1 protein-coding gene and 1 pseudogene are annotated in these 919 nt (G+C 58.1%); both read right to left on the bottom strand.

The window, feature by feature from the left end:
• Positions 1 to 86: 86 nt before the first annotated feature.
• Positions 87 to 584: a 3-hydroxyacyl-ACP dehydratase FabZ gene (gene fabZ, locus VZ95_RS20030; protein WP_045777009.1), complete on the bottom strand. Its 498-nt coding sequence runs from the start codon at positions 582 to 584 to the stop codon at positions 87 to 89.
• Positions 581 to 919: pseudogene (locus tag VZ95_RS20025) on the bottom strand (UDP-3-O-(3-hydroxymyristoyl)glucosamine N-acyltransferase); the annotation flags it as partial. The gene fabZ and the pseudogene VZ95_RS20025, both read right to left, overlap by 4 nt.

Raw genomic sequence — 919 nt, 5'->3', positions numbered from 1 at the left:
CCCGATGTGGCAGAAGGGGCCGATGGCGACATTGGCCCCCAGTTGGGCACCGTCTTCGATAATCGCGGTGGGGTGCACGGAAAGGGTCATTTTTCGTCCAAAATCATAGCGGCGAAGGTTGCTTCGGCGACCAGCGTGCCATTCACCTTGGCGGCACCGGAGAATTTCCACACGGTCTTGCGTTGGGCCAGCTTGGTAACATGGATATGCACCTGATCGCCCGGCGTGACCGGCTTCCGGAAGCGGGCTTCATCGATGGTCATGAAATAAACCAGCTTGCCTTCGGCGTCCGGCCCGAGGGTTTGCACCACCAGCACTGCCGCCGTCTGCGCCATCGCTTCGATAATCAGCACCCCCGGCATCACCGGACGCGACGGGAAATGCCCCATGAAGAACGGCTCGTTGATCGAGACATTCTTGACGCCCGTGCAGGATTCGTTCGGGATGACATCAATCACGCGGTCGATCATCAGCATCGGGTAACGATGCGGGATCATTTGCATAATGCGGGAAACATCGATCACGGGAATGGTTTCCGGCGTTGGGCCGGTTTCGGTTCCTTCCACGGTGATGGTATCACTCATTCGCTTGTTCCTTTTTTCTGCCCGACCTTTAACAGAAAAGCCGATTGGCGGTGCCATTCGCGGATAGGCACCGCCGGAAACCCTCCAAGGCTGGAGCCAGCCGGCGCATCCCGAAACAATCCCGTCCGCGACGCGATCCGAGTTCCCCGGCCAACGCGGATATGGTCGGCAATGCCCACCTGTCCCCCCAGCACGACATAATCTTCCAGCACGGTACTGCCGGAGATACCAACTTGGGCCGTGATAATACAGCCCTTACCGATTTGCACATTATGCGCGATATGAACGAGATTATCGATCATCGTCCCCTGCCCGATGACGGTGCGGGTTAGGTT

The sequence above is a fragment of the Elstera litoralis genome (assembly GCF_000963705.1).
Taxonomy (GTDB): Bacteria; Pseudomonadota; Alphaproteobacteria; order Elsterales; family Elsteraceae; genus Elstera; species Elstera litoralis.
This window is presented reverse-complemented; position numbering and strand designations above follow the sequence as displayed.

Coding starts and splice junctions, on each gene's coding strand:
- fabZ (WP_045777009.1), bottom strand. CDS start 584: ATGAGTGATACCATCACCGTGGAAGGAACCGAAACCGGCCCAACGCCG.